This is a genomic window from Frankia sp. R43 (genome assembly GCF_001306465.1).
In the GTDB taxonomy this organism is placed as follows: domain Bacteria; phylum Actinomycetota; class Actinomycetes; order Frankiales; family Frankiaceae; genus Parafrankia; species Parafrankia irregularis.
In genome coordinates, this window is sequence record NZ_LFCW01000004.1 from 22,245 (window position 1) to 48,886 (window position 26,642).

General features: G+C 68.8%; 20 protein-coding genes. 8 read left to right on the forward strand and 12 right to left on the reverse strand.

The window, feature by feature from the left end; genetic code table 11:
* Window positions 1-2: 2 nt before the first annotated feature.
* Window positions 3-617 carry a biotin/lipoyl-containing protein gene (locus tag ACG83_RS17635; protein ID WP_054567337.1) on the forward strand — a complete coding sequence of 205 codons (615 nt, stop codon included), beginning with the start codon at window positions 3-5 and terminating at the stop codon, window positions 615-617.
* A complete protein-coding gene (locus tag ACG83_RS17640; RefSeq protein ID WP_054567338.1) occupies window positions 617-1,963 on the forward strand; it encodes an acetyl/propionyl/methylcrotonyl-CoA carboxylase subunit alpha in 1,347 nt (448 codons plus the stop codon). The genes ACG83_RS17635 and ACG83_RS17640 overlap by 1 nt, the downstream gene beginning before the upstream one ends.
* An 83-nt stretch (window positions 1,964-2,046) precedes the next feature.
* Here the strand turns inward: ACG83_RS17640 and ACG83_RS17645 are convergent, their stop codons facing one another.
* Together ACG83_RS17645 and fxsT (ACG83_RS42515) are read right to left on the reverse strand one after the other, a co-directional pair.
* Window positions 2,047-2,757 (reverse strand): O-methyltransferase, encoded by a 711-nt coding sequence (locus ACG83_RS17645; protein WP_054567339.1) that lies wholly within the window; start codon window positions 2,755-2,757, stop codon window positions 2,047-2,049.
* 462 nt (window positions 2,758-3,219) lie between these two features.
* Window positions 3,220-5,712, reverse strand: a complete 2,493-nt coding sequence (gene fxsT / locus ACG83_RS42515) for an FxSxx-COOH system tetratricopeptide repeat protein (RefSeq protein WP_152991426.1) — start codon at window positions 5,710-5,712, stop codon at window positions 3,220-3,222.
* Window positions 5,713-6,059: 347 nt separating this feature from the next.
* Here fxsT (ACG83_RS42515) and ACG83_RS17650 point away from each other — a divergent pair, with 347 nt between their 5' ends.
* The 3 genes from ACG83_RS17650 to ACG83_RS17660 all read left to right on the forward strand — a co-directional run bounded on the left by ACG83_RS17650 (window position 6,060) and on the right by ACG83_RS17660 (window position 8,717).
* Entirely contained in the window at window positions 6,060-6,458 is a 399-nt protein-coding gene (locus tag ACG83_RS17650; RefSeq protein WP_054567340.1) for a hypothetical protein, read from the forward strand.
* 374 nt (window positions 6,459-6,832) lie between these two features.
* Complete coding sequence (locus tag ACG83_RS17655; RefSeq protein WP_054567341.1) at window positions 6,833-7,315, forward strand: cation:proton antiporter regulatory subunit; 483 nt, start codon at window positions 6,833-6,835, stop codon at window positions 7,313-7,315.
* A gap of 16 nt (window positions 7,316-7,331) precedes the next feature.
* Entirely contained in the window at window positions 7,332-8,717 is a 1,386-nt protein-coding gene (locus tag ACG83_RS17660; RefSeq protein ID WP_054567342.1) for a cation:proton antiporter, read from the forward strand.
* Window positions 8,718-9,229: 512 nt separating this feature from the next.
* On the opposite strand, the gene ACG83_RS17665 is transcribed toward ACG83_RS17660, so the two are convergent.
* Window positions 9,230-9,697, reverse strand: coding sequence for an NUDIX domain-containing protein (locus ACG83_RS17665; RefSeq protein WP_054567343.1), 468 nt, complete (start codon window positions 9,695-9,697; stop codon window positions 9,230-9,232).
* A gap of 267 nt (window positions 9,698-9,964) precedes the next feature.
* Between ACG83_RS17665 and tatA the strand changes: the two genes are divergently transcribed.
* Together tatA and ACG83_RS17675 are read left to right on the forward strand one after the other, a co-directional pair.
* The gene (tatA, locus tag ACG83_RS17670; RefSeq protein ID WP_054567344.1) at window positions 9,965-10,261 is read left to right on the forward strand and encodes a Sec-independent protein translocase subunit TatA; all 297 of its coding nucleotides are present in this window, start codon (window positions 9,965-9,967) and stop codon (window positions 10,259-10,261) included.
* Window positions 10,262-10,363: 102 nt separating this feature from the next.
* Complete coding sequence (locus tag ACG83_RS17675; protein WP_054567345.1) at window positions 10,364-10,618, forward strand: GlsB/YeaQ/YmgE family stress response membrane protein; 255 nt, start codon at window positions 10,364-10,366, stop codon at window positions 10,616-10,618.
* 471 nt (window positions 10,619-11,089) lie between these two features.
* Here the strand turns inward: ACG83_RS17675 and fxsT (ACG83_RS42520) are convergent, their stop codons facing one another.
* The gene (gene fxsT, locus ACG83_RS42520; protein ID WP_083473335.1) at window positions 11,090-13,549 is read right to left on the reverse strand and encodes an FxSxx-COOH system tetratricopeptide repeat protein; all 2,460 of its coding nucleotides are present in this window, start codon (window positions 13,547-13,549) and stop codon (window positions 11,090-11,092) included.
* Window positions 13,550-14,515: 966 nt separating this feature from the next.
* Here fxsT (ACG83_RS42520) and ACG83_RS17685 point away from each other — a divergent pair.
* Window positions 14,516-16,363, forward strand: a complete 1,848-nt coding sequence (locus ACG83_RS17685; protein WP_054567347.1) for a M3 family oligoendopeptidase — start codon at window positions 14,516-14,518, stop codon at window positions 16,361-16,363.
* Between the two features lie 25 nt (window positions 16,364-16,388).
* On the opposite strand, the gene ACG83_RS17690 is transcribed toward ACG83_RS17685, so the two are convergent.
* The 8 genes from ACG83_RS17690 to ACG83_RS17725 form a co-directional block, all read right to left on the reverse strand.
* Window positions 16,389-17,525, reverse strand: coding sequence for a hypothetical protein (locus ACG83_RS17690; RefSeq protein WP_054567348.1), 1,137 nt, complete (start codon window positions 17,523-17,525; stop codon window positions 16,389-16,391).
* A gap of 375 nt (window positions 17,526-17,900) precedes the next feature.
* A complete protein-coding gene (locus tag ACG83_RS17695) occupies window positions 17,901-18,866 on the reverse strand; it encodes a TIGR03564 family F420-dependent LLM class oxidoreductase (RefSeq protein WP_054567349.1) in 966 nt (321 codons plus the stop codon).
* Window positions 18,867-19,035: 169 nt separating this feature from the next.
* Window positions 19,036-20,001 carry a carbohydrate ABC transporter permease gene (locus tag ACG83_RS17700; RefSeq protein ID WP_193209668.1) on the reverse strand — a complete coding sequence of 322 codons (966 nt, stop codon included), beginning with the start codon at window positions 19,999-20,001 and terminating at the stop codon, window positions 19,036-19,038.
* 163 nt (window positions 20,002-20,164) lie between these two features.
* Window positions 20,165-21,115, reverse strand: coding sequence for a carbohydrate ABC transporter permease (locus tag ACG83_RS17705; protein ID WP_054567350.1), 951 nt, complete (start codon window positions 21,113-21,115; stop codon window positions 20,165-20,167).
* 255 nt (window positions 21,116-21,370) lie between these two features.
* Window positions 21,371-22,777 (reverse strand): ABC transporter substrate-binding protein, encoded by a 1,407-nt coding sequence (locus tag ACG83_RS17710; RefSeq protein ID WP_054567351.1) that lies wholly within the window; start codon window positions 22,775-22,777, stop codon window positions 21,371-21,373.
* Between the two features lie 83 nt (window positions 22,778-22,860).
* Entirely contained in the window at window positions 22,861-23,988 is a 1,128-nt protein-coding gene (locus tag ACG83_RS17715; protein WP_054567352.1) for an ABC transporter ATP-binding protein, read from the reverse strand.
* A 266-nt stretch (window positions 23,989-24,254) separates the two neighbouring features.
* A complete protein-coding gene (locus ACG83_RS17720) occupies window positions 24,255-25,196 on the reverse strand; it encodes a PDR/VanB family oxidoreductase (protein ID WP_054567862.1) in 942 nt (313 codons plus the stop codon).
* Between the two features lie 267 nt (window positions 25,197-25,463).
* Window positions 25,464-26,426 carry a LysR family transcriptional regulator gene (locus tag ACG83_RS17725; protein ID WP_054567353.1) on the reverse strand — a complete coding sequence of 321 codons (963 nt, stop codon included), beginning with the start codon at window positions 26,424-26,426 and terminating at the stop codon, window positions 25,464-25,466.
* Window positions 26,427-26,642: the final 216 nt, after the last annotated feature.

Below are 26,642 nucleotides of genomic sequence, written 5' to 3' on the forward strand. Positions count from 1 at the left end.
TCATGACCACCGCGAACGGCAGTCACACCACCCCGGTCACCGGGACCGGCCAGCGGGCCGGGGAGAACAGCCTCGGCGAGGTGATCGCGGTCCTGCGCCGCGAGGCCCTGGAGGCAGGAGCTGGCGGGGGGCGCCCGGTGAGCCGGGTACGGGTCAGCGCCGGGGACATCACCCTGGAGATCGACTGGACGACGCCCGCCGGGCCGGGCGCCCGGGACGGCTCGGTCGCCACCGGGCCGGCTGTGCCGGTGCCGGTGACGGGACCGGCCGCGCTCGGGGCCCCCGCCGGGCCGGGTCATGCCGACCCGGCCCAGGCCGCGGCGGCCCCGCGCCCGCGCGAGAACGCCGACGACGCGCTCGCCTACGTCGTCCCGGCGCACACCGTCGGCGTCTTCTACCACTCCCCCGAGCCGGGTGCGGACCCGTTCGTGCGGGCCGGCGACACCGTCGTCGCGGGCCAGCAGGTCGGGATCATCGAGGCGATGAAGCTGATGATCCCGGTCGAGGCGGATCGCGGCGGTGTGGTCCGTGAGGTCCTCGTCGCCGACGCCACCCCGGTGGAGTACGGCCAGCCCCTGCTCACCCTGGACGTCGACGCGCCCGCCGGCAGCCGGTGATGATCAAGAAGGTTCTCATCGCCAACCGGGGCGAGATCGCGCTGCGCGTCGCCCGCACCTGCCGCGAGCTGGGCATCGCCACCGTCGCCGCGCACTCGTCGGCGGACCGCGACAGCGCCGTCGTCGCGTTCGCCGACGAATCCGTCCAGATCGGCCCCGGACCGTCGCGGGAGAGCTACCTCAACATTCCCGCGGTCATCGAGGCGGCGCGCATCCGCGGCGCCGACGCCGTGCACCCCGGCTATGGCTTCCTGTCGGAGAACGCCGACTTCGCCGAGGTCTGCGCGGCCGAAGGGCTGACCTTCATCGGCCCGCCGCCGGAGGTCATGGCCCGCCTGGGCGACAAGGCCGTCGCCCGGCGGATCATGGCCGAGGCCGGCCTGCCGCTGCTGCCCGGCAGCCGTGACACCCCCGACCAGCCGGAGGCCGCCGCCGCGGTCGCGGCGGAGATCGGCTACCCGGTCATCATCAAGGCCGCGGCCGGCGGCGGCGGGCGCGGAATGACCGTCGTGCACGACGCGGACGCCTTCGCCCGCGCCTACCGGCACACCCGGGCGACCGCCCAGGCGGTGTTCGGCGATGGCCGACTGTATGTGGAGCGATACCTGCCGTCCGCGCGCCATGTCGAGGTCCAGGTCCTGGCCGACACGCACGGCAACGCCGTCCACCTGGGTGCCCGGGACTGCTCCCTGCAGCGGCGCCACCAGAAGCTGGTCGAGGAGACCCCGGCGCCCGGCCTGCCCGCCGAGGTCGTCGAGCCGCTCTGCGCGGCGGCGGTGCGCGGCACGCTGGCCAGCGGGTACGTCGGCGCCGGTACCTTCGAGTTCCTCGTCGACCCGCAGGGCCGCTTCTACTTCATGGAGGTCAACTGCCGGCTGCAGGTGGAGCATCCCGTCACCGAGATGGTGACGGGCCTCGACCTGGTCGCGGAGCAGATCCGGGTGGCCGCCGGCGAGCCGCTCGGCTTCGCCCAGGCGGACGTCGACGCCCGCGGCGTGTCGATCGAATGCCGCATCAACGCCGAGAACCCGCGGCGCGACTTCGCCCCCGCCCCCGGGACGCTCGAGGAGTTCACCGCGCCCGCCGGCCCGTTCGTCCGGGTCGACACCCACGCCCGCCCCGGGTACCGCATCCCGGCCTACTACGACTCCCTGCTGGCGAAGGTCGTCGTCTGGGCCCCGGACCGCCCCCGGGCCCTGGCCCGGATGCGCCGTGCCCTCGAGGAGCTGCACGCGGACGGCCCCGGCGTGGTCACGACCACGGAGTTCCTGCGCGGCCTGCTCGACCATCCCCGCTTCGTCGCCGCCGAGCACGACACGGTGATGATCGAGACCCTGACGTCCTGACCACCACGCCGTACACATCACTCGCCGCAGGCAACCGTCCCGGCGGCCCGACGCGACGGGGCGTCGGGCCGGCCGCGTGGACGTCAGGCACCGACCCGGACGGAGACCTCGGTGCTGCCCTTGAGCGGGAGGGACATCCCGACGAAGCCGTTCGCAGGGTCGCGGACGTACTCCAGGTAGTCCTCCTCCGCGTTGTCGTTGACGACGATCGCGCCGCCCCGCAGCTGCGGGGCGACCAGGCCGGTGATCGAACGGGACAGGCTCGGCGGGTTCGCCGTCGGCCAGCCGTCGACGAGCAGCAGGTCGACGGGCCCGCCGAGGTCGGCGAACGTCTCCAGCGCGTCACCCACCCGGATGTCGACCAGATGGTCCAGGCCCGCGTCGGCGAGGTTCTTGCGCGCCTTCGCCGCCTTCTCCGGGACGATCTCCGAGCCGATCACCAGCCCGCCGCCGTTGTCGCGCATCGCGGCGGCGAGATACAGCGTGGAGATCCCCAGCGACGTCGCGCACTCGGCGACCCGGGTCGCGCCCGTCGCCCGGCACAGCAGGTAGAGAAGGTCGCCCTGTTCGGGCGCGATCGGGAACGCGACATCGGTGAACTCGAACGGGTCGCGCGGCGGGAACCCGCCGCCCCCCGCCCGCGGACCACGCCCGCCCCTCCCACCGGGACCACCCGGCCCGCCGGCGCCACCGGGGCGGGGGCCCCAACCGGGCGGCCTGCCCTCAGCCCTGACACGCTCGATCACCGCGTGGACGTTGGTGTCCCGCAACGGTCCGTTCAGCACATCACTCACTTGACCCTCCATCGAGCTATCGCGATACATCGCGATAGTACCCGGTATTGGACGGCCCGCTACACCGCACACGTGGGGCACCGGCGTCTCACGTGTGTCGGGCTCGAACCCGACCATGGGACAGCAACGCGTTCCCACCCACAGGCGCAACCCGTTACAGGCTCGCCGTCCATCTCGCCACCGGAACGGGCGCCGCTCGGTAGCTGATCGAATCCGATCCAGCACCCGGCCGACGGCACCGCGAACGAGGCGAAAAGGCGAGGCGCTTCCCTCACCAAAGTGATCGATTGAGCCCGGATAGTCTCGACGCCAAACGCCTCTGCCGGGGGCACCGATTGCGTTACCACGATCTCGTTCTCACCCGATGGCCGCGCGCTTGCCTCCGCCACTGACGAGACATCCAGCAACCGGTACGGTGATATCAGAAAAGCCTTCCGAGTACACCCGACAACAGATTCGGCATTAAAGGCGAGCGAGCTCCTCCTTCACCCACAGGGTTTCAGGATGCTCTTCCCCCAGAATCTGGCGCGACTTCCTAAGGACATCAACAAGCATCTCACGAGCTGATGACACCTCACCCGATCCGTCTAGCGCGATAGCGAGGCGGGCGGCCGTGTACAGTGTTCTTGGATGTTCCTCTCCGAGCGCGTCCCGAAGCCGGCCAAGGAGTTCAGTCCCAATATCACGAGCCGCGATATAGTCGCCAAGCCCGTTCAGAGATATGATCAGACGGCTCGCCGTGTACAGCGTCCGGGCGTTGCCCTCTCCCAGCACTCTACGGCACCGAATCAGATTTTCCTCCGCCAGATCACGTGCTACGACATAGTCACCCATCTTGTTAAGGGCGGTCACCAAGTTGCCCGCTGTAAGCAAGGTGTCGGGATGGTCCTCTCCCAGAACTCTTTTCCGGCGCGACAGCGTGTCCTGGTGGAGCTCTCTGGCTTGCCCGTAGTCACCGGAAAGGTCCAGTGCTCCAGCCAGTTCGTTGGCGGACTCAAGGGTCACTGCATGGTCAGGACCGTAGACTGTGCGGGCCCGCTCAAAAATGTTATGCGCTAGCTCACGGGCTTCAGCGTATTGACCAAGGCCGTTGAGGTTGGCGACAAGGCTGTTCCCCAGCCGCAGCGTGTCGATATGATCGGACCCTAGGGTGGCGACCCAGTGGCCGTTGACCTGGCGAATGAGCGCCGCCCCGGTCGCAGATCTGCCAGCGGCATAAAGGTACTGGGAGACGTCCAGAAGAAGAACGCGAAACGAAGCGGGGTCGGGCTCGGTTGATTCAGGGGCGGGAAAGGGCGCGCCATCAGCAGAATCATGGTTCTCGCTGAGCGCCTGGACGTGTGGAGTGACAGCAGCGTAAGAACTCCAGGTCCCAGGATCCTTTGGATCTCCGGGTCTCGCGGTTGCTATGAGCTTCTGGGCCTTTTGATAGGAGCTGACGCGCTGGCCAGTTGTCATGCGAGCCCGGAGAAGGGCTTGCACGAGGCGATGCACCTGCAGGGCTGCTCCAACGCGCCGCGCCAGTCCGAGTCCCGTCAGGATCTGAACAACCCTCACAGTGGCGGCCGCGTCTCCTATTTGAACACTCTTTCCCTTCTCCTTGTAGGTCGTTTCGGCCGGAGCGAGGAAGAGAGGTTCGGGTGCGAGGAAAGCCACACAGTCAATAAGCTCGGCGGCGGCCGCGCTGAGAGATTCCACACGGCTACGGCCGTTAATGACCACATCGCTGAGGCCCGGGTGCCGTTGCAGGGTCGGCTCATCGAACCCGGAGGTCTGAGGTTGTCTCTTCAGTAGACGGAGATAGTCCACAGCCGGAAGGCCGCTCTCACCGAGAAAACAGGACGCCTGCTCTACCGCAAGTGGAAGGTCGCCGACCGCTGTCGCCACAGCATCCGCTTCCTCGGCTGTGAGTGACGGACACCGCCTCCGCAGTAGGGCGAGGGATTCTTCTCGATCAAATTCACCGACCTCTATCAGGTCAGCCACCCTACCGACCGCCGACCTGCGGCTTGTAACCAGCAGGTTCCCACTGCTCGGCGGACGCAACTCCGAAAGAACTTGCGCCTCGTCGATATTATCGAAGATCATCAACCAGTCACTCCGCGCCTGGAGTGCCATCCATAGCTGCTCGACAACGACCAGTACCGGCCCTTCGGTCGGAATTCCAAGCGCTCCAGCCAACGAAACTAAACTAGTAGTAACGAGATCGGAACTAGCCGCATCCACCCACCACAGGATGGAATAATTGGCCGCATACAGGTGAGCATATTCGACCGCGATCTGCGTTTTCCCTACGCCACCTATACCAAAGAGCGGGACGACGCCAACCGTGACACCTCGGCCCCCTTGCGTCAACTTTCGGTGGATCTGCGCAAGCATTTCCATACGGCCGGTGAAAAATGCGTTACGGGGCGGCATATTGGATATCGACGGTAGCTGTCGAGGGAAGATAACCCCTGGATCCACTTTTCGCCTCCCTGCCACCCCGTCGCCGTCAGGCTGCAATCCAGGGTATTGGATCGATTTCTTCCATGGTCCGGTCGGATAGTCGAGACCATCCAGCAGACGCCTCGAGGCCTCACTCTCGTCAAGACCGACGAGCTCGATCCGAATCAGGGTAGCATACAGATCAGGGATTTCGCACGACTCCACAAGAACCGGCACTATCCGAGGCAACGAGTTCTCCCTCTGCGAGACCAGCGCCGCATGGTGTTCAAATTGTGCGTACGGTCTCGTAAAATATGAGGGTGTGTAGACGGCAATGATCCGCGCCGCCCTTCGAAGGGCGGCCTCCATCGCGGCAACGAAGTTCGATCCTGGCGCCCACTCCCATACATCCAGTTCGACCTTGTAGCCCGCCGCCGTCAGCTGTTTTCCGATCCATTCCGCCCACTGCTGGTCGACCCCAGCATGGGAGATGAAGAAGTCTCGTCCGTCCGCATCGAGCCCACCCATCACGAACACATCATCGCAGGATTATTCGACACTGTCGCCCAGGCGGTCAATTTTACGGTGAAGTCATCACTCGGTCGCGCAAGCTAGGTGGTGCAGCACAGCACCGAGGCTGTGTCCCAGACATTTGACTGGCATCCTTGTCCAGAACGGATTTTCGTGACACGCACAGGATCGATGGTTCGACGCATGTAGGTTCTCGGCGGAATTGCCGACGGGACATCCGTGCTCGGCCCGTTACCCGGCAGCCAGCTCTCAGCAGGCCTCCTTCTGCTTCTGACGGAGGTTCGGGAGGCCGGTATGGCGAATCCCATGACGGCGCGCATGGGCGGTCACGGATGCCCTAGCCTGTGACTATGTCGACAGACCACCGCATGCGCGCCCAAGCGGCGTGGGTGGTCGTCGTGGTCATGACGGCGCTACTTGGCGTGGGTACCAGCACAGGCAGTTGGGCAGGCTACTCCGCGGACGGCGACGTGCACATCGCTGCCGGGTCGGCCCTAGCCACCGTGCCACCTGTCCAAAGTGGCCTGCAGTTCCCCAGCATCGACCGCGCCGCCCACCTCGCGAACTCGTTGCCGTCGTGGGCCGGTAGTCACGAGGTCGGCCTCGCCACCGCGCTCGTCCTGATCGCGTTATGCGATGTCCTCCTGGGATGGTCGGGCTCCCGCCGCGCGGCCCGACTGCTGTGTCCCGTCGGCCCTGGTGGCGCACGCAGCCCACCGACGCGGGATGGATCTGCGGACTGACCGCGCGCGCCGCGGCGCGCGCGGTCGCGGTGCACCCGGCCGCGAACCTTGATCGCGGGTTGGCGCTCAGTACCAGCGATGCCCAGACCGTTCACCGCCCGACGCCGTTCCCGCATATGCGAGTCCCGGGGCCTTCGTGGTTCGGCGGCGCTGACATCGCGCAAGGGTTCTCAGCCGTTCGCCGCCGGCCTGTGCCTCAGAGCAGCCAACTCACCGCCGCCAACCGGCCCCCGGCCTGCTGGCCTGCTGCGGGCAGCTCACAACTGCTCACGACCTGCCGCGGACTTCTGATGACCGCCGACGGCCGCAGACCCCCATGCGGCCGGCCCGACTCACTTCCTGACCTGACACGCACATCAATGACGGGGATCCCCATGAATGTCGAAGAAACCGGGCTTCCGGGAATCGGCCTGCGGCACGACTTCTCGACCCGCGCCGGCCGGCGGGTCGGTGTGGTGTCGCATCACAGCGGCCGCCGCGTCCTGGTGGTCTATGACGCCCAGGATCCCGATTCCTGCGCCGAGTCGATAAACCTGACTCCTGAGGAGAGCGATGTGCTGTCCGAACTACTTGGTGCTCCTCACATCGTCGAGAAGCTGGCCGACATCAGCCGGGCGTTCGCCGGCCTGGTAGGCGACCAGATCACGATCGTCGCCGGGTCGCCCTACGACGGACGACTGCTCGGCGACACCAGGGCCAGGACCCGCACCGGCGCGTCGATCGTGGCCGTGGTCCGCGACCGCGAGGTACTCGCCTCGCCGCGGCCGGACTTCAGGCTCCAGGCCGAGGATGTCGTTGTCGTCGTCGGGACACCGGAGAACACCGCCGCTGTCGGCGAGCTCCTGCGGTCCGGCTGAGGGGCGCCGCGACCATATGCATGATCTTGCCTCGATAATGATGGAGCTGGGCGCTGTCCTGTTCCTGCTCGGCCTCGTCGGCCACGGCGCGGCCCGGTTCGGGATCTCCCCGATTCCCTTCTATCTGCTGTGCGGCCTCGCCTTCGGCCATGGCGGGCTGATCCCGCTCGGCGCGAGCGAGGAGTTCATCGCGATCGGCGCCGAGATCGGCGTCGTGCTCCTGCTGCTCACCCTCGGCCTGGAATACACCGCCGGTGAGCTGCTGGTGGGCCTGCGGCGCAACGCTCCGGCCGGCGGCCTGGACCTCACCCTCAACGCCGCTCCCGGGGTGGCCGCCGCGTTCCTGCTCGGCTGGGACTGGCGCGCGGCGGTCGTACTCGGCGGTGTCACCGCCATCTCGTCCTCCGGCATCATCGCCAAGGTTCTCGGGGACCTCGGCCGGCTCGGCAACCGGGAGACCCCGGTCGTGTTGTCGGTGCTCGTCCTCGAGGACCTCGCGATGGCGGTCTACCTGCCCGTCCTGACCGCGCTGCTGGCCGGCACGACGTTCGCCGGTGCGGCACAGTCGCTCGCGATCGCGCTCGGCGCCATGGTCGGCGTCCTCTACCTCGCGCTGCGGCACAGCGCGCGGGTGACCAGGCTGGTGTACAATCCGACGTCCGACCGCAACGACGAGATCATCCTGCTGCGCGCGCTGGGCCTGGCGCTGCTCGTCGCGGGAGTGGCCCAGCAGGTGCAGGTGTCCGCCGCGGTCGGCGCCTTCCTCGTGGGCATCGCGCTTTCCGGCCCGGTGGCCGAAGGCGCGCGGGAGGTGCTGACACCGCTGCGCGATCTGTTCGCCGCCGTCTTCTTCGTGTTCTTCGGCCTGCAGTCCGACCCGGCGCAGATCCCGTCGGCGCTGCTGCCGGCGCTGGGGCTGGCAGCAGCGGGCATCGCCACGAAGACGTTCACGGGCTGGTGGGCGGCGCGGCGCTCCGGCATCGCCACCATGGGACGCTTCCGCGCCGGTGCGGCGCTGATCGCGCGCGGCGAGTTCTCCATCGTCATCGCCGGCCTCGCGGTCGCCTCCGACGTCGAGCCCCGGCTCGGGCCGCTCGCGGCCAGCTATGTGCTGCTGATGGCGATCATCGGCCCGGTGGCAGCCCGCGTCGTCGAGCCGCTCACCCGCGCCGCACTGCGCCGCCGGCGCGGCCCCCGCGCGGCGACCGGTCCAGCTCCCGCGACCAGATCAGCCCCGGCGACTGCCTCGATCGCCGTGACCAGCCCGGTCGCGTTGGCTGGCCCGGTTCCTCCCGAACCACGCGGCCCGCTGTCGGTCGAGGCCGCCGCCGATCCGGCCGCCGCCGGCCGGGACGATCCGGCTGATCGGCCACAGTCTCAGCGGGACACCGTGCGCGACTGACTCCGGCCCCAGGCACCGGCCCGCGGCACGTCCGTCGAGGGCGTGACCGCGGCCGGCGCTCGGGCCGCGATGCCGCCGTCCAGCACGATCATCGGGCCGTTGGGGAAGGATCCGGAACCACTGGCTCGAACCACCCCTGAACCACCCGCTTCCCGAAGCCACCGCCCGAAGGTCTGAGGATTCCGCCGCTACTGCCGCTGGCCCCGAGCAAGATTGAAGGATTTTGGCTGCTACAGCAACCATAATCCTTCAATCTTGCGGATCGCCAAATGATTCCGCGCCCCGTTTGTCCACCTTGGCGTGAATTGCTGACGCTGCGCGGCGACGCCGGATCCCCGGTTGGTCACCATGTGGTCGGCGGACGCGGACCGCCAGGTCAATATCGGTGGCCCCGGATCCGCCGCTTCTCTGGATTTTGCTACGCACTCCCCCCGCATCCACAATTCTCAGGGTCCCGCTCGGCAGTAGCGGCAGCCCGCAGCCACCGCCCGAGGATCTGAGCGTCTCTACGGCTAACGGAGGACCGGTGGGCCGTCGGCGAGGTAGTCGTGAATGCGCGCGAGATTGCTCTCCTGTATCTCCAGCTGGTCGAGCGTGGCGAGGTCATGAAAGCCGACCGCAGTGGATTCCTCGCTGACCTGCACCGATCCGCCCGTGATGGTGCAGGCGCAACAGATGTTGAACTGTTGGCGGATCTCACCGTTGTCGTAGGCGAAGACGTGATGCGGGTCGGAGTAGATACCGATGATGCGGTCGATCCTGACGTCGAACCCGGTCTCCTCCTTCGTCTCCCGGATGACGCAGTTCGCGAACGACTCGCCAATGTCCATCTGCCCACCGGGAAGGGCCCATTTCCCGGTGTCGGCGCGCCGCTGCAGCAGGATCCGGCCCTCGCCGTCGACCACCACCGCAGATCCCCCGACGACCAGGGAGTTCGCGGCGGGAGCGTCAGGGTCGTGGTAGTAGTCAACGCGTCCCATCAGGCAATACCTCCTGGTCTCGACAGGTCGTTCGGCCGAGCGGCGGCCGTCCGGCATCCCTGCGCCGCAGGTCTCACTATGGCGACGGCCGGGCCGCATCCGCACGGGAACGCACCAGAAGCCCACGCAAAGTCACCAGACCCACCGGCCCACCGAGACGGGGCTCCTTTCCTGCGACGTCGGCCCTGCCAGGAGATCCCAGCGGGGCTACCATCATCGGAGGATGCGCCGAAACCCGCGCGCGGCCGACCGTTTCGTGGAGGGGTCATGCCCGACCTGGGTGCACCGGAAATTCTGATCATCGCGATCGTCGTGCTGGTGTTGTTCGGGTCGAAGAGGCTCCCGGATGCGGCACGTTCCCTCGGCCGTTCGATGCGGATCTTCAAGTCCGAGGTGAAGGGCCTCCGCGAGGACGACCACAGCGAGCCCGCACCGGTGGCCACCACACCGGCCGTCGCCACTGCACCGGCCGTCGCCCCCGCGGCACCTGTCGCCCCCGCGGCAGCGCCCGACGCCGCGACCCCGGCCGCAGGCGAGGCAACCCCCTCGGCCGCCGCCAGGTAGCACCAGCAGCACTGGGCCAGCGGAGCAGCGCCGACGAGACCGACGCTGCAGAACGCCAGAGGCACTCAGGTCAGACAACCGGACACAGGGGCACGCAGCGGTATGGACGCACCGAGCGGAATCATCAGTGCGATCGTCACCGGGCTCGTCATCGGGGTGCTCGGCCGCCTCGTGGTTCCCGGGCGGCAGGCGATCGGCTGCCTCATGACGATCCTGGTCGGCCTGATCGGCGCCGCCGGCGGTCTCGCCATCGCGAACGCCATCGACGCCGCCTGGCTGCTGACGCTCCTGCTGCAGATCGGCGTCGCCGCCGTACTGGTACTGATCACTGCGTCAGCCACCGGTCGCAACCAGTAGCATCCACCCGTCCAGGGTCAGCAGTCGATCTAGGCAGGCGCGCCACCGCCGACACGGAGGACCTGGTCGATCTGCCCGTTGGTCCGGGCCTGGTGTATCACCGGCGAACCGACCATGCCACCAGATGCGTCGGCCCTACTTCCGTTCCTCTGTGTTCGAGCGCCCGTGGTAAACGGGTCCGGCTGCCATCGGATGCCGACAGCCACCTCGACAGCTATGACCGCAGGCGAGGATGGACTCTGACGGACGACGGTGGACGGTACGCACGAAATCACCGGACCGGGTGCACGGCCTCGGACGTCGATGGAAGATCCAAATCTGGCTACGGATCGGTGAATGTGTCGCTGCGGTGCTCCCGGGTCGGGTGCCCGCAGGCTCGGTGCCGGTAACCTCGGCGTGACTCGCTGCGGATTCGCCCACTGCGGCGTGCCCTGCATTTGACCCGTCCCGGGTCGCGGCGGGTGGTTTCCATCAGTGCCTCGTCCGCGTAGCTACGACAAGTACGGCATCAAGATTGGTCCGTAGCGTCGCCAGTAGGGGATGCTCCTCGTCCAGTACCCGTTCTGCGTCGGCCAGGGTGCGCTCGAACAGGCTCATTGCCTGCTCCACCCGTCCCGCTGCCCAGTAGGCGAGCGCCAAAGTATTCCTTGAAATCAGTGTGTTCGGATGGTCGCTGCCCAGTACGCGCTCTCGATCGTTCAGGCTCCGTTCGGACAACCTGATCGCCTGTTCCACCCGTCCCGCCTCGCGGTGGGCGCCAGCGAGGTTATGACGTGAGTACAGGGTATGTGGATGGTCAATACCCAAAACGCGTTCACGGTCATTCAGAGCCTGCTCGTACATACCGATCGCCTGCTCCAGCCGGCCGGCCTCCCGATATGCTCCTGCGAGGTCATTCCGCGAGTGCAGGGTATGCGGGTGGTCGCTACCCAGGACACGTTCGCGATCGAGCACAGTCTGCTCATACAAGCCGATCGCCCGCTCCAGCCGGCCCGCCTCCCGGTACGCGAAGGCGAGGTCATTTCTTGAGAGCAGCGTGTCAGGGTGGTCGCTACCCAGGACACGTTCGCGATCGAGCACAGTCTGCTCATACAAGCCGATCGCCCGCTCCAGCCGGCCCGCCTCCCGGTACGCGAAGGCGAGGTCATTTCTTGAGAGCAGCGTGTCAGGGTGGTCGCTACCCAGGACACGTTCGCGATCGAGCACAGTCTGCTCATACAAGCCGATCGCCCGCTCCGGCTGGCCCGCCCTCCGGTACGCGAAGGCGAGGTCATTTCTTGAGAGCAGCGTGTCAGGGTGGTCGCTACCCAGGACACGTTCGCGATCGAGCACAGTCTGCTCATACAAGCCGATCGCCCGCTTCAACCGCCCCGCCTCCCGGTATGCGCCGGCGAGGCTATTTTGTGAGGCCATGGTATCTGGGTGATTGCCACCCAAAACGCGCTTCTGATCGGCCAGATTTCGCTCGAACATCTGCGTCGCAACCGGAAGTTGTCCGTGCACCTGCAGGTATGTGGCTGCCCGGTGCACTAGCCAGCAGCCGTCGTTGAACGCTGGAGACCGCTTGTCGCGAGTATAGTCGGTCACTGCCAGTACGTGCGACAGCAGTGATTGCCACGCTGGCCACCCGGCAGGATTACTCAATATTTCATCGGGCAGTACAGCACGTAGCAACCCAGCCAACGTCTCCACACAATGTAAAGACCGCTCGGAGGGAGTCCTTCGACGGGTCGCCGCTGTCACTAGCCGGTGCACCACGAGCGCATCATGGTCGCGGCGCGCTAGATTGTATCCTACCAAGGCGCCGATGGTGTCGGCCCACTGCCTCCCTTCAGGGGAAATCTTCGACAACGCGCCACCCAAGAGGCCTGGATTTCCTGTGAAGAGATTCACCGGGATCGGTTCTGCGCCACACCACGCGCAGAGTTCCAGCAGTTCTACCGCCGCAGGGGATACCCCACGCAACCGTTCTACCGACAGGTGCCATGGGTCATCTATCGCCAACTCGGGATTGTCTGCTAAAAACCGCACGTACTCGCCGATAGGCGCGTCGGTTTCGTCCAGATACCCGGCCGCTGTCTCGACGGCCAGTGGAAGATCTCCCAAAAGTTCGGCCACCCGACCTGCTTCCGTCCGGTCAGCCTCCGGCAGCCGCAGCGTCAACAGTTCGATCGACGTGTCTCGGTCGAATGGCGCTACCGCGACCGACGTTCCCAAGCGCCGCGCTGCCCGCCGTCGCGACGTCACCAAAACCTTTCCTCCTCCGGAAGGCTGGAACTGGCTCACCGCGTCCACATCTTCGACGTTGTCGAATATCACCAGCCATGACTGCACCGCACGCAAGGCTAACCAGACCCTGGCTGAACCAATCCCGGCCGGCAATCCTAGTGGCTGTGCCAGCCCAGAAAGCCTTTGCTCGACTAGATCGACCCGTTCCGACGGCACCCACCACACGACGTCGAAGCGGTCGGCATGTCGATACGCATACTCGATCGCGAGCGATGTCTTACCGACGCCTCCCATCCCGTCCAACGCCACCAAGGCCACCCGGCCAGATTCCGACAACGCCGCATCCACCTGGGCCAGTAGATTCTCCCGACCCACGAACCGGACCAGCCTCGTGGGCAAATTCCACGCAACCGGACTCGCCGGCCCCCTTCCCGGCGCCGCAGCCGGGCCTCCTGAGCCAAACACCGCATTGTTCGGGTACAGCGTCCGGGCTGCATCCAACAGCCGGCCTCGCCCACCGGACATCACTCCGTCGCGCAGCAACCGCGACACGGACGTCCAGAACGCCAACCCACTGGTCGCGTCCCAGGGATGCGCCCCTTCAGGGAAGCCCGCCAGATCCAGCACCTGCCGCGCCGACACGGAATCCGCGAAGACCCTCGCGAAAGCCGCGATTTCGCTGTCCGACAGACTGTCGGTCACCGGCCACCCCCGTCAGCCAGAAGCCCCATGAAAACATCAGCGCAGTCGCCCACCGGCATTATCCATCGCGTCGGCGGTCGGCACCACATGCGGCCGGGCGCAGAGCGGAGGGCTGTCGCTCCACTGTGACAGCTCTTTCGGGCGGGCATACGACCGGAAGCCTCTTGGCGTGAATCCATCGTGTCAGCCAGAGTGACAGCCGGCTGGGCCGAAACCGTCCAACAAGCGTCAACCTCCCGGCGTCGATCTCACCAAAGGATCTTAACTGGGAGTAGGCTGTGAGTAGCTGGAGGACTACCGGACGGCGATCTCCGTCCAGCCTGTGCGGTCGACTGCAAGCTCATTCCGCGAGCGCCGTCGCAGCCAACCCTGTACTGCATTTGTACTGCGGCGGGGACCGACGACGGTGAACGCGGCCTGTGCCGTCGCCTGCGCCGATGGACGTCGGGGACGTCGGTGGACGGTGCGCCGAGGGCTGCGGAATACAAGGTTGAGTCGTGCCCGTTCGCACGTCGAGGAGAATCAGCGAGACTGCCGGCGGGGCGGCGTTGGTATGGCCACACCTAGCTGATCCCTTCCTCGGCTGGGCGCCAGATGATCTGACGAGAGAACAGGTGGGAGAAATGGGAGGGTGCGGCAGTCTCCGTGACCTCCACCCGATACTCCGAACCGCCAGCGGCGCTGTGGGCGGGTGCCGGTCGATCCCGAGGATTGTCACGCACCGCCGTCCTTGTGGCCGGCGGCGCCCGCAGGTCCCGCTGCCATGCACCGGTCCGAGGGCGGAAGACGACCCCCACCAGGGGCAACTACCGAAGGCGATAACTACAGGGCAGGTGGCAGAAAGTCGTCTGCTCTTGTTCCGTCCGGATCTCGCACCTCAGCCCGCAGACAGACCTGCCGAAGCACATCCGACGGCCGCGGTGGCGCCGGACTGGTCAGGTGGCCGCGGACCGCTAACGTACGGGGATGGCAACCGGGACTCAGTCTGATCTGGCTCTGGAGAGCACCGCCTGGGATCTTGGGCCGCTGCTCGGCGGCCAGGGCGAGGAGAGCATCGACGGGCAGCTCGCCGACGCGCAGGCACGCGCCGAGGCGTTCGCGCGGCGCCACGCGGGCCGGGTCGCCGCGTTGGACGGGCCGGGGCTGGTCGCCGCGATCGGCGAGCTGACCGCGATCTACGAGCTGATCGGTCGGGCGGGCAGCTACGCGTCGCTGCGGTTCTCCACCGACACGGCCGATCCCGGCCGGGGTGCGCTGATGCAGAAGGTGCGGGAGCGCTCGACCGCGATCGAGACCACCCTGCTGTTCTTCGGCCTGGAGTGGGCGGCACTGGACGACGATGCCGCCGAGCGGCTGCTCGCCGCGGACGGCCTCGACCACGCCCGCCACTACCTGCGGACGGAACGGCGCTACCGCCCCTACCTGCTCAGCGAGCCGGAGGAGAAGCTGCTGACCGAGAAGTCGGTGACCGGCCGGGCGGCGTGGAGCCGGCTGTTCTCCGAGCAGGTCTCGGCGATCGAGGTCGGCGCGGGTGGGGCAGGCGGCGCGGGTGGGGCAGGCGGCGCGGGGGCCGGTGGGGAGGCACTCGACGTCGCGCTGAGCCGGCTGGCGTCCAGTGACCGTGAGGTCCGGCGGGCGACCGCCGAGGCGGTCACCGCCGCGCTGGCGCCGGGGCTGCGCACCCGTGCCTACATCTTCAACACGCTGATTCACGACAAGGCGGTGAACGACCGGCTGCGCGGCTATCCCACCTGGCTGACCAGCCGCAACCTGGCGAACGAGGTGTCGGACGAGTCCGTCCAGGCGCTCGTCGCCGCCGTCCGGGAGCGGTACGACATCCCGCAGCGGTGGTACCGGCTCAAGGCGCGGATTCTCGGCCTGCCCCGGCTCGCCGACTATGACCGGATGGCCGCGGTCACGACCGCGGACGAGCAGTTCGGGTGGGAGCAGTCACGCGATCTGGTGCTCGACTCGTTCGGCGCGTTCTCGCCGGAGATGGCCCGCCAGGCCCGCCGGTTCTTCGACGAGAAGTGGATCGACGCTCCGGTGCGGCCGGGCAAGCGGGGTGGCGCGTTCGCGAGCTCGGCGGTGCCGACGGTCCATCCGTACGTCATGCTGAACTTCACGTCACGGCGCCGGGACGTGCTGACCCTCGCGCATGAGCTGGGCCACGGCATTCATTTCGCGCTCGCCGCGAAGCAGGGGATCCTGCAGCAGAACACGCCGCTGACCGTGGCCGAGACGGCGTCGGTGTTCGGCGAGACGATCGTGTTCAACCGGCTGTTGGCACAGACGTCCGACCCCGAGCAGCGGCTGGCGCTGCTGGCGGAGGCGGTCGAGGGGGCGATCGCCACCGTCTTCCGCCAGATCGCGATGAACCAGTTCGAGCAGGCCGTCCACACGCAGCGGCGGACCGCGGGCGAGCTGTCCGTCGACGGTTTCAACGAGGCCTGGGTGGCCAGCCAGCGGGAGCTGCTCGGCGACTCGGTGGAGCTCACCGAGGGGTACCGGACGTGGTGGAGCTACGTCCCGCATTTCATCGGCACGCCGGGCTACGTGTACGCCTACGCCTACGGGCAGCTGCTGGCGCTGTCGGTGTACCAGCGCTACGTCACCGATGGTGCCGCGTTCGTGCCGCACTACCTGGAGATGCTCGCCGCCGGCGGGTCGCGCTCCCCCGAGGAGCTGGGCCGCATCGTCGGCATCGACCTCGCCGACCCGGGGTTCTGGGCGGCCGGGCTCGACCTCGTCGAGGGCCAGCTGCAGGCCGCCGAGTCGGCCGCCCACGACGCCGGGCGGATCGCACCGGCCTGAGCCTCGCGCCTGCCCGGCAGTGGCGTCAGCCGATCCGGCCGGCCGGTGCCGGGCACGCGGCGGGGGGCGCGTCCGCGAAGCCTGTCGCCAGGTAGCCGTCGCGGCCTGGTACCAGGGTCACCCGGACCCGGGACCGGATGCCGACCTCCCCGGTCGGAACCGCCAGCCGGAGCTTCTCCCGCGCGGTCTCGTCGACACAGCTGTCCACCGCGATGCTGCCGCCCTGCTCGGACACCGAGGTCACGAGCAGGTGCACCGGGCCCCGGGTGGAGCGGCCCGCGTCCCCCCGGAGCAGGTCGACCAGGCTCATCAGGCTGCTCATGAAGCTCGAGTCCACCCGGGCCTGCAGCGCACGCAGATCCGGGCGGTCGCTTTCCTGGATGCCGGTGAAGGCGGCCCAGAAGGCGAGATGATCACGCAGGACGGGGCTGTTCGGGTCCACCCCGGCCGCGATCGTCAGCTGCACGGAACCCGCGCTGCCCGCGGCGGTGCCGGCCGGCGCCGGGGCGTCCTCCTGGCCACCGGCACGAGCCGGGGATCCGGTGCCGTCCCAGGAGGTGAGCGGCACGAGTGCGGAGACGAGCTGGCGGTCGGTGGGGGCGCTGAACACCTCGGCGCCCGCCCACGCGACCTTGACCGAGGTCGGGCAGCCGGCGGCCGCCGGGTCGACCGGCAGTGTGGCGACGACCGCGCCGGTGTGCGCCTCGCGCACGGTGATCCGGTAGGAGGTGCGGAAGAACGGCACCTCGTCGGCGGCGCCGATGTCGAACCGGCAGATGATGTCGGTGGGTTTCCGCCTGTCCCGCTCGGCACACGCCACCAGCTGGGTCCGCGCCATCGGGGCCCCGAACGCCGCCCGCTCCTGCTGGTCCGTGTCGGCCAGCAGGCGGATCGACAGTTTCGGGCCGGTGGGGTCGTTCCCCTGCGGCTGGCTGAACACCGTCACCGGATGCGGGCCCGGCCCCGCGTAGGGCGGCGCGCCGGTCAGGGCGACGTCGCCGTCGCAGACATCGCCCAGGGTGCCTCGGTCGACCGGTCCGTCGACAGCGCGTACCGCCGCGCCGTCGGTCCCGGCCCCACCATCACCGGATCCCTGGCCTCCGCAGGCGACGGAGCACCCGATCACCATTCCGGCGACAGCCACCGACACCCATCGCCGCATGCCTGATTCCCACCTCACGTGTCTCACCCAACCGCGGCGATGTCCAACCGGCAGCTCGATACCCGGCAGGCACAAAAGCGCCCCAGAAAACAGTCCCCGTGGAAAAGGCCTCGCGCCGACAACGGCACGACCAGCATTTCCCGCACCCTACCGGCAGGCGGGGCAGGCGGCCCGTCCCGGTCCCGACATCGGGGATTCCCCGGCGCCCGTTGGGCGCCGCGCGATGTGACGGCCCGGCCGTTGTCAGCCGGCGCTTTCTCTGCCGGCGGCGACACCCTCGGCCACATTCATTCACAACACAGGAACTGGCACGCCGACGCCGACGCCTGGCCTGACCGGCGGCGCAGGCGGAGGCTCAGAGCGGCCGGAGCAGGCTCAGAGCGTCGGGCAGAGTGTGGCGAGGAACTCGGTGGTCCGGCGGCGGGACTCGACCCGGGCGGCCAGGTCCGCGCCGAGCGGGATCACCCGCGCGCCGAGGTCGGTGACACCGGCGTCGCGGTAGCGGCGCAGGCGGTCGAGGATCGCCGCCTCGTCGCCGGCGGCCATGACGTCGCCGATGCCGCGGGCGTCGCCCTGCTCCAGCAGCCGCAGGTAGTTCGGGGAGAGCTCGGCATGCCCGAGGGTCTGCTCGGCATGCTCGCGGGCCGCGTCCACCTCACCCGGTGCGCACAGCGCCACCGGCACGCCGGCGACGATCCGCGGGGTCGGCCGGCCGGCGGCCTCGGCCGCCTTCGCCAGCCGCGGCGCGACATGGTCGGCGATGGCCCGCTCGTCCGCCATCCACAGGATGGTGCCGGATGCCTGGCCCCCGGCCAGTCCCAGCATCACCGGCGCGAGGGCCGCGAGCAGGATGGACGGCGGCGCGGTCGCGGCCGGGTCGAGGACGTCGAGCGGGCTGTGCACCTGGTAGCTGTCGTTCTCGACGTCGACGCGCCCCGCTCCGGCGAACGCCGCGTTCAGTACCTCCAGGTAGTCGCGCACCAGGCGGGCGGGACGCTCGTAGGGCAGGCCCAGCTGCTCGGTCACGATCCAGTGGTGCGACGGCCCGAGCCCCAGCGTGAACCGGCCGCCACAGGCGGCCTGGGTGGACAGCACCTGCTGGGCCATCGCGACGGGGTGCCGGGTCTGGATCGGCACGACCGCGGTGCCCAGCTCGATCCGGCTGGTCGCCTGGCCCATCAGCGTGACGGCGGTCAGCGCGTCGAAGTAGCCGGGGACCTGCGGCACCCACATCGAGGTGAAGCCGAGCTCCTCGGCCTGGCGCGCGTCGGCGGCGAGGTTCGCCGCCCGGTCCCGGGCGGGCCGGTCGCGGTCCGAGCCGATCATCGTCCCGATGCGCATCGTGGCAGCCCTCCAGTGGATCGGCGGCAGATCACCCGTCCGCCGGCGCCCGTCGGCAGCCACCGGCGGGACGAAGCGCTTCGGACGATACCGAGACGATCACTCACACGGTGCGGGTCCGCGGCCGGGTCGGCGCCGGCGCTGCGGCCGAGGCCGACCCGGCCGCGGCCTACTTCAGGCCGGAGCGGACGAAGGCGCTCACCACGTGGCGCTGCAGCATCAGGTAGATGGCGAAGATGGGCAGGCACGCCAGGCCCGACCCGGCCATGAGACCGCCCCAGTCGGGGCCCTCGACACCGACGAACAGCCCGCGCAGGCCGAGCTGGACGACGGACTCGGCCCGCTGCAGCACCAGCGCCGGCCAGAAGTAGTCGTTCCAGGCGTTGATGAACAGCACGATCGCGAGCGCCGCAAGCGGGGCCCTCAGGTTCGGCACGATGACCGTCCACAGGATGGACCAGGCCGAGCGGCCGTCGATGCGGGCGGCGTCGATCAGGTCCCGGGGGAAGCTGGCCATGTGCTGGCGCAGCAGGAGGACGCCGAGCGCGGACACCAGGTTCGGGATGATCACGCCGGGTAGCACGTTGAGCAGGCCCAGGCGGTACAGCAGGGTGTAGTTCGGCAGCATCGTCACCTGGAACGGCACGAGCCAGGTGCCGACGAACGCCAGGTACAGCAGCGTCTGGCCGCGGAACTTCCAGGCGGTGAAGGCGTAGGCGGCGAGCAGCCCGACCAGCATCTGGCCGACCGCGACGGCCAGCGCCACCAGGAACGTGTTGAGGATCAGCTGGCCCATCGGCAGGACGTCGGTGACGTGCGTGTAGTTGCCGATGGACAGCGGCCAGGGGAACAGCGTGACGTTGTAGACCTCGTCCGGCCGGCGCAGCGAGGTGGCGTACATCCAGTAGATCGGGAAGATGCAGAACAGGCTCAGCCCGGCCAGTACGCCGTGCCCGACGACCGCGCGCACCCGGTCACGCCAGCCGCTCTCCCCCGCAGGGCCGTCGTCGCCGGAGCGGCCGGAGCGGCCGGTCGCCGCCCGTGCCGACACCCGCCGCGGCGCAGGCGCGTCAGGCGTGGCCGGCGTGGACGGCGGGCCTGCCGGGGCCGGCATCGCCGTGTCGGCCGCTGCCATGGGGAGCTCCCTTCGAGGGCGTTCGGTGGTGTTCGGTGGTGTTCGGTGTTGTTCGGGGGCGTTCGGGGTGACGTCGCGGCGACCGCACCGGACCGTCAGGAGTCCCGCGATGTCAGGACTCGCGGACCGTCAGGACTCACGGAACGTCAGGAGTCGTGGAACGTCAGGAGTCGTGGAACGTCAGGCGGTCGGAGAGGCGGATCAGCCCGACCGCGATCACACCGAAGGCGACGAAGAACAGCAGTCCCGCGGCGCTGGCGAAGCCGGTGTCGAAGTTCTGGAAGCCGTACTCCCAGAGCAGGTAGTAGACGTTCGTGGTCTGCGAGTCCGGCCCGCCCTGGGTGAGGGTGTCGATCAGCGGGAACGTGAGGGTGCCGGACATCAGGACGGTCATGAGCGCGAGGAAGACCAGCGTCGGCGACAGCAGCGGCAGGGTGATCCACCGGGTGATCTGCCAGCGGGAGGCCCGGTCGAGCACGGCGGCGTTGCGGTACTCCTCGTCGATGCCCGCCAGCCCCGCGCTGACGACGAGCACGGCGAAGCCGAGCAGGTGCCAGCCGGTGATCACGACGATGGCGATCTGCGCCGGCCGGGTCTCGTGGATCCAGTTGATCTCGGTGCCGAGGACCTTGTCGACGGCGCCACTGTGCGGGTCGAGCATCCACTGCCACAGCGCCGCACCCGCCACCGGCGGCACCAGCACCGGAGCGAAGATCAGGGCGCTGTAGACGGTGCGCCCGCGGCCGCCGATCGCGGACGTCCACAGCGCCACGATGGTCGGCAGCACGACGGTGAACAGCATCAGCGCCAGCGTCATCATGGCCGTGATCCACAGCGCGGTCCGCAGCTCGGGCAGGTCCAGCAGGCGGTGGTAGTTGTCCAGCCCGACGTATTCCTTCGGGGTGGTGGGCAGCAGGTTCCAGGAGAAGAACGACAGGTTGAGCGCGGCGGCGAGCGGCCGGTACGTCCAGACCGCCAGGCAGCCGACGGCGGGCAGCAGGAACAGGTAGGGCGTCACGCCCTGCGCCGCTCGCCGGGCGAGCGGCGGCCGGCGCGCCGTGGCGACGGTGGTCGCCCGCGGTATCGCGGCGACCTCGACGAAGGTTCCGGACATTCCTGGTCCTCACGCGTTCTGTTCTGTGCGGCCTGTGCGGTCTGTGCGCCTGTTCGGCAACCGGTTCCGTTCGGCGGTCGGTTGGTGTGCGGCGGTCGGTTCTGTGCGGCGGTCGGAGCGCGGCGCCGGTCCGCCCGATGCTGGTCGCCCCCGGCGGGCGGGACGGCACGCCGGGGGCGACAGCATCTGGGTTCTCTCAGTGGTTCGTCACCGCGGCCGCCGGTTCACCGACGGCCGCGGGTTGGTCGACGCCGTTCAGGACTTGGGCAGCAGCTTCGTTGCCTCGGTCTGGGCGTCGGTCAGGGTCTTCTTCGGGTCCGCGCCGTTGTAGACGACGTTCTCGACGGCGCCGAGCATCGCGGTGCGGATCTGGACGTAGTCCTTGCCGGGGAAGGACACCCACGGCTTGAGCTTGGCCAGCTGGTCGAGGTTCGGCTTGATCAGCGGGTTCTCGGCGGCCCAGGTCTTGAGGCCGTTCGGGTCGTCGAGCAGGCCGGTGCGCAGCGGCAGGTAGCCGATGCCACTGGTGATCTTCGTGTAGGCGGCGTCGCTGGTCAGGAACTCGATCAGCTCCCAGGCCGCACGCTGCTTCGCCGGGTCCTTGGAGAACATGAACAGGGCGGCACCGGAGTTCGTCGGGACGACGGGCTTGCTGCCGAACGCCGGCATGGTGGCGGCCTTCAGCGTCCACGCCGGCTTGGAGCCGGCCGCGCCCTTGATGAAGACGCCCTGCGCCGAGCTGCTCTCGATGATCATACCGATCTCACCGCGGGAGAAGGCCGGGTAGGCCTGGTCCTGCGACAGCTTGGGGCTGGCGCCCGAGTTCACCAGGTCCTGGGCCATCGTGACGGCCTCGACGGCGGGCGCCTCGGCGAAGGTCATCCTGGTCTTGTCCGCGGAGATCACCGTGCCGCCGTTGGAGGCGACCAGCGCCTGGTAGCACCAGTCACCGGAGACCTTGGTGAGGCAGTCGATGTAGGCGCCCTGCTTGCCGGTCTTGTCCTTGATCGCCAGCGCGGCGGTCTTGAACTCCGCCCAGGTCGTCGGCGGCTTCTCCGGGTCGAGGCCGGCCGCGCGGAACAGGTCGGCGTTGTAGTAGAGGACCGGCGTCGAGAACACGAACGGCACGCCGAAGGTCTTGCCGTCGACGTCACCGAGGGTCTTGGCAGCCGGGGCGAACGGGTGCGTCCCGCCGAAGTTCTCCTGGACGGCGTCGCGCCCGACGATGTCGTCGAGCGGCTTCGCGCCGAGCGACTCGACGGCGTAGTTGAGATCGCCGAAGGTGAGCTGGGCGACGTCGGGGGCATTGCCGGTGGCCAGCTGCGCCTGGATGCTGGCGGTGGCCGCCGTGCCGAAGCCCTTGAGGGTGGACGTCTGCGGCTTCTGCGCGGTGACCGTGATGTTCGGGTGGCTCTTCTGGAAGTCCGCGACCAGGGCGTCGAAGGTCGGTGTCCAGGAGGCCTGGGCGAGGTTGTAGCTCTCGAAGACGATCGAGACCTTCTGGTCCGGACCCAGCTCCGGTACCGCCTTCACGGTGGGGGAGGCGGGGGACGCCGCGGTCTCGTCGCCGTCGTCCGATCCACACGCGGCGAGGCCGAGTGTCAGCGCGAGGGCGGCAGCGCAGGCGGCTGCCACGCCCCGGGCAGAGCGCCGTCGAATCACGTCTTGCTCCTTTTACAGTCGTACCTGGCGTCGATGTGATGCGTTGTCGTAAGCGACGGATCGTCGCGGCGCGCTGACGTTCCTCAGCGGTGCGGCGCGACGGGCGTCGGCTGCTTCTGGCGTGCCTGCCAGGCCAGCCGGCGCCCGCTGCTCCGGTCGAACAGGTGGATATGGTCACGGGCGGTGGTGAGCACGACCGGCTGCCCGGCGGCGAGGCCGAGCGGCCGGGCGCCGCGGAACTGCACGACGGCGCCACCGACGGTGCACTGGGCCGATTCCTCCGCGCCGAGGTTCTCGACCGCCTGCACCTCCCCGCGCAGGACCGGTGTCCCGACCGGTCCCGCGCTGTCGGTCTGGCGCAGGTGTTCGGGCCGGATGCCGAGGATGACGTCCCGGCTCTCGACCTCCTCACCTGGCCAGAGGTCGACCTCCACGCCTTGGGCGACCACCCGCACCCGGCCGTCGTGTCCTTCCACCCGGGCCGGGAGCAGATTCATCGGCGGGGAGCCGAGAAAACCGGCGACGAACACCGACGCCGGTTCGTCGAAGACCTCGGTCGGGGTGCCGACCTGTTCCAGTCGGCCGCCGTCGAGCATCGCGATCCGGGTCGCCAGGCTGAGCGCCTCAACCTGGTCGTGGGTGACGTAGACGACGGTCGCACCGAGGGTCTCGTGCAGGGTGCGGAACTGCGCCCTGGTCGCCTGGCGCAGCTTGGCATCCAGGTTGGACAGCGGCTCGTCCATGAGGAAGGCACGTGGATCACGGATGATCGCGCGGCCGACCGCGACCCGCTGGCGCTGGCCGCCGGACAGCTCCCGCGGCCGCCGTTCGAGCAGGCCGTCGAGCTCCAGCAGGGCCGCGACCTCCTCGACCCGCTGCCGGATCCGCGCGCGAGGCATCCGCGCGGCCCGCAGTGGGAAACCGATGTTGCGCGCGACGGTGAGATGCGGGTACAGGGCGTAGCTCTGGAACACCATCGCGAGGTCACGCCGGGCCGGTGGAGCGTAGGTGATGTCCTCGTCGTCGAGCAGCACCCGGCCGCCGGACGGCTGTATCAGGCCGGCGATCAGCCGCAGCAGCGTCGACTTCCCGCAGCCACTCGGACCGAGCAGCACGAGGAACTCGCCGTCGGCGATGTCGAGATCGATGCCGTCGACGGCGACGACGTCTCCGTACTGTTTGGTCAGTCCGTCGAGCACGATCCTGCCCACGCTGCTGGCTCCTCCCCCGGGCGCGACCTGTGGTGTCCCGTTGTCCGTGCGCTGATCTCCCGGCTCCCCCGGCTCCGATGGCCTGTCAGCCCGGCCCGAGACCGGTGGGATACCGGCTCGGTGTGGAGAGCGCGCGGGTGAAGAATACGGTCCACGCTTATTCCGGAGTCAGCCGATTGCATTTATGGATGAGGCGATTGCCCAGACGGATGACCAGACCCCGGCTGATTCTCCTGAAATTGGCCGGGAGTAATTTCTGGTGGATTTCAGATGTCCAGTTCCAGACGCTCGCCCAGGCTGCGCGAAACGCACACCATCATCGTTCGGCCGGCCGCGCGCTCGGCCTGACTCAGAACGGTGTCGCGGTGGTCCACGTCGCCGCCGAGCACGGCTGTCTCGCAGGTGCCGCAGGTGCCGTCCCGGCAGGACGACGTGACCGCCGCACCGGCGGACTCCAACGCCGCCAGGACGGACTGTCCAGGCCGGACGGTGAGCACCCGCCCGCTGCGGGCGAGACGCAGCTCGAACGGGTGGTCGCCGTCGCGGACAGCCGGCTCCGCCGGCCGGAAGCGCTCGGTGTGCAGCGCACCGGCCGGCCAGGCCGCGCAGGCCGCCTCGACCGCGCCGAGCAGGCCTTCCGGCCCGCAGCAGTACACCGCGGTCCCCTCGTGCGCGCCGGAGCCCGCCAGGTCACCGAGGACGTCCCCGATCGGGAGCAGGCCGTGGGTGTCCTGCGGGTGCAGGACGACCCGCGGACCGTACCGGGCCAGTTCCTCGGCGAACGCCATCGCCGCCAGTGCCCGCCCACCGTAGAGCAGGCTCCAGTCGGCACCGCGCGCCGCGAGGTCGGCCACCATCGGCATCAGCGGGGTTATCCCGATACCGCCCGCGACCAGCAGGTACCTCGGCGCCTCGACCAGCGCGAAGGCATTGCGCGGGTGGCTGACCGTCAGCGTGGTGCCGGCCCCGACCCGGTCGTGCAGGTGCATCGAACCGCCCCGGCCGGCGGCCTCACGCAGGACGGCGATCCGCCAGACCCCCCGGTCGGACGGGTCACCGCACAGCGAGTACTGACGGGTCAGGCCCGGCCGGACGGTGACATCGACGTGCGCGCCGGCCGTCCACGCCGGCAGCGGGGCGCCCGCGGGGTCGGCCAGGTCGAAGCAGACCACGTCGAGGGCCAGGGAACGCCGGGCGCGGACGATCAGCGTCAACTCCGGTCCGCCCCCGGACGGATCACGCCGCGAGCCAGATGCTCCGGACTGATCCGGCCCTGGGGCGGCAGACGGTGCCACAGACGAGGACAAGGACACGGACGACCTCCCGGGAATTCCCGACGGATACTGAATCCTTTTCCATCGTCGACGCGGGCTCACGGCAGCTGGCCGTGGACCGCGAGATGGTGAGCGATCACTGGTTCTGGAAAAGGTCAGGGCCTTCCCACGGTAGCGACGCCCCGGCGGCCGGCGAACCGCTCAGGGTGCCATCATTGAAAAGTTCGATCGCCGGGCCGTGGCAGACTGATCGCTTTTCGCCTCCGTGGTCTGCTGCTCGCGCTCCAGGTCGGCTTCGGCGTGTTCCAGGCTGTCCAGCAGGGTTTCCACCAGGCGGGTGCGTGGCGGGCGCCACACGACGTGCACGGGTATCGTCGGCACGGGGTCGACCAGTGGTACCGCACGCGCACCCGCGATGCCGAGTGCGCGTTCCTGTGAGGCGAATCCGACCACCGGCCGGGTGGTGACCAACAATGCGCTCGCGCCGGGATCGTCGACCTCGGCCACGACCCGGAGCTTTATGCCGGCCCGGTCGGCCGCCCGGGAAATCGTGTCGTAGAGCGCCGGGCACTGGGTGCGGTGGAACAGCAGGCATGGCTGGCGTTCCAGGTCGCCGAACGGCACCTGCGCCCGCGCGGCCCATTCATGATGCTCACCGACGACCGCGAGAATTCGGACCCGCAGCACCTCCTTCGAGTGCAGGCTGGAGGTGGGCGGCAGCCCGAAGATGAAGCCGACATCCAGCTCACCGCTGAGCAGGCTCTTGATCTGCGGGCCGGTCCGCCGCTCCCACAGCCGTGGCACGACTCCCGGGTGGGACGTGTGCATGTGGGCGAGCGTCGGCGGAAGAATGCGGTGCCCCGCCGGCAGGTTGAATCCGATGTTGATCTTCCCGGCCCGGCCGGCGGCGGTGTCACGGGTGATTTCGAGCGTTCGGCGCTTCAGCTCGAGGATTTTCTTGGCCTCACCCCGGAACGCGTGACCGGCGGGAGTGAGACGCACCTCACGCGAGTTTCTCGCGACCAGCTGCACACCGACCTCGCGTTCAAGGCGGGCCAGGTGCTGGCTCAGTGAGGGCTGGGTCAGGTTGAGCCGGCGCGCGGCCCGACCGAAGTGGACTTCATCGGCGATGGCGAGAAAAGAGACCAGATGACGGAACTCCACGAGCGTCCTCCCTCATTCCCCCGCTCGCCAGTCTAGTGTGGCTGCCTAACAGACGATGAAGCCCGAGTAAGCCACGAGTAATTCTTCGGCTGCCAGGGTGCGCCGGCACGCCTGCGGATCGGTGCGGAATTTATTCCGCAGCCGCACCGCAATGTGTCCTGCGCCGCTTTTTCGTCGACTTCGGGCGGATATCCCGACGACACGCTATGAAGAACC